This is a genomic window from Inquilinus sp., assembly GCF_057815775.1.
The window spans coordinates 1-2,372 of sequence record NZ_JBYRFX010000539.1; the positions used below are offsets into that span (position 1 = coordinate 1).

Consider the following 2,372-nt stretch of genomic DNA (forward strand, 5'->3'; position numbering starts at 1 on the left):
CTCCCGATATCGCCCCATCGAAGGATCGCCTGTGCCCTTCCTTCCTCTCCTTCCCCTGTCGCGCCGCTCCCTCCTCGCCGGCGGTGCCGGCCTGCTGACGCTGGCGGCCGCCGGCCTGTCGCGAGCCGCGACAACGGCCGATCTCGCCGGCGTCACCGTGCGGGCGGCCAAGTACAAGGGCCGCGAGGATAATCTGCTGCGTGCCGCCGGGCAGCTCGACACGCCCTATGCCGTGACCTTCGGCGAATTCCCGTCGGGCAACGTCATCGTCGAGGCGATGAACGCCGGGGCCATCGATGTCGGGTCGATGAGCGAGATCCCGCCGGTCTTCGCCGCCGCCTCCGGCGCCCGGATCAAGGCGGTCGCCATCATCGCCGACGACGTCAACAACCAGGTCGTGCTGGTGCCGAAGGACAGCCCGATCCGCACCCCGGCCGACCTTGCCGGCAAGCGCGTCGGCTATGTCCGGGCCACCACCACGCAATACTATCTGGCGCGGATTCTGAAGGCGGCCGGCCTGTCCTTCGCCGACATCACCGGCGTGCCGCTGACTCCGGCGGACGGCCGCGCCGCCTTCGACCAGGGCGCGATCGATGCCTGGGCGATCTACGGCTATTCCGTGCCGATCACCATTGCTGCCTCCGGCGCGCGGGTGCTGGTCACCGCCAATGGCTACCTCTCCGGCAACTACATCTATGCGGTGCGGGAAGAGGCGCTGGCCGACCCGGCGCTGTCGGCCGCGATCGGCGACTACCTCCTGCGGATGAAGCGGGCCTGGGCTTGGCAGCAGGCGCATCTCGACGACTGGGCCACCATCTTCAGCGACGCCATCGGCGTGCCGCGCGACATCGTGCTGGGCCAGCTGCGCAACGCCAGCCAGCCCAACGATCTGCGGCCGGTGACCGACGACGCCGTCGCCTCGGTCCAGGCCGTCGCCGACACCTTCATCGAACTCGGGCTGGTGCCCGGCCCGATCGATGTCGCGCCACTGTTCGACCGCCGCTACGGCGACCTGCTGGCGAAGGCCGCATGATCGCGCATGTGCCGCGCATCGTCTCGCATCTGCCGGATGCGGTGACCGGGCGGATCGCCGGCCATGCCTCGCGGCCGCAATTGCTGCGCGGCGAGACGGATGCGGCGCCCTGGGCGGTGCCCGATGGGGCAGAGGTGCTGCTGACCAAGCCCTCGGCCGGCTGGTTCAAGGCACCGGCCCGCCGGCCGCGCGGCTGGCCGTTCGGGCTGCGCTGGGTCGAGGTGACCTCGACCGGGGTCGACTGGTTCCCGCCCTGGCTGTTCGACGGGCCGCATGTGACCTGCGGCCGGGGCGTCAATGCGGTGCCGATCGCGGAATATGTGCTGGCCGCCGTGCTGCTGCACGAGAAGCGGCTGGACGAGTTGCGGGTCCGCGACGCCGCGGATTGGCGCCAGGCGCCGCTCGGCGGGCTGGAGGGCAAGACGCTCGGCCTGGTCGGCTTCGGCTCGATCGGCCGGGCGGTGGCGCGCCGGGCCCAGGCCTTCGGGCTGCGGGTGACGGCCCTGCGCCGCGGCGGCGCCGACACCGGCGACCCCTCCGTGGTGTCGGCCTGGAGCCTGCAGGATTTGCTGGCCGAAGCCGACCACCTGGTGCTGGCGGTGCCGTTGACGCCGCAGACCGCGAAGCTGATCGGCCGCGAGGCGCTGGCCCACGCCAAGCCGGGACTGCACCTCGTCAACATCGCCCGCGGCGGGCTGGTCGACCAGGAGGCGCTAATCGACGCGCTGGACGACGGCCGTCTCGCCGCCGCCACGCTCGACGTCACCGACCCGGAACCGCTGCCGGACGGCCACCCGCTGTACCGCCACCCCAAGGTGCGGCTGACGCCGCATGTCTCCTGGAACGCGCCCGGCGGCGACGAGCGGCTGGCGCGCAAGATCCTCGACAATCTCGACCGCTATGTGACCGGCTCGCCGACCTGGTCGACCCCGTTCGCGGCTATTGACGCCAAAGGATTTCAGCCATGACCCAAGCCACCGTCGCCGAGCGCGCCCGCAGTTTCTTCGCCCTGCCGAAGCACAATTCGCTGGAGGCGGAGCGGCTGCACCGCAAGCAGCGCCTCGCCGCCGCCTTCCGGATCTTCGCCCGCCGCGGCTTCGACCAGGGCCTCGCCGGCCACATCACCGCCCGCGACCCGGAGCTGACCGACCATTTCTGGGTCAACCCGCTGGGCAAGCATTTCGGCCAGATCCGCGTCTCCGACCTGCAGCTGGTCAACGAGCATGGCGAGATCGTCGAGGGCGACCAGCCGATCAACGAGGCCGCCTTCGTCATCCACGCCGCCATCCACAAGGCGCGGCCGGACGTGATCGCCGCCGCCCACACCCATTCGACCTAT

General features: G+C 71.1%; 3 protein-coding genes. All 3 read left to right on the forward strand.

What is annotated here, in order from left to right; genetic code table 11:
• The first annotated feature begins 31 nt into the window (after window positions 1–31).
• Window positions 32–1,033 (forward strand): ABC transporter substrate-binding protein, encoded by a 1,002-nt coding sequence (locus AC3XYG_RS18915; protein ID WP_489141409.1) that lies wholly within the window; start codon window positions 32–34, stop codon window positions 1,031–1,033.
• Entirely contained in the window at window positions 1,030–2,001 is a 972-nt protein-coding gene (locus tag AC3XYG_RS18920) for a D-isomer specific 2-hydroxyacid dehydrogenase family protein (RefSeq protein WP_489141410.1), read from the forward strand. Before AC3XYG_RS18915 ends, AC3XYG_RS18920 begins: the two co-directional genes overlap by 4 nt.
• Window positions 1,998–2,372: class II aldolase/adducin family protein (locus AC3XYG_RS18925; protein ID WP_489141411.1), on the forward strand; the 375-nt coding region annotated here is incomplete at its 3' end. The genes AC3XYG_RS18920 and AC3XYG_RS18925, both read left to right, overlap by 4 nt.

Coding starts and splice junctions, on each gene's coding strand:
- AC3XYG_RS18920 (WP_489141410.1), top strand. CDS start 1,030: ATGATCGCGCATGTGCCGCGCATCGTCTCGCATCTGCCGGATGCGGTG.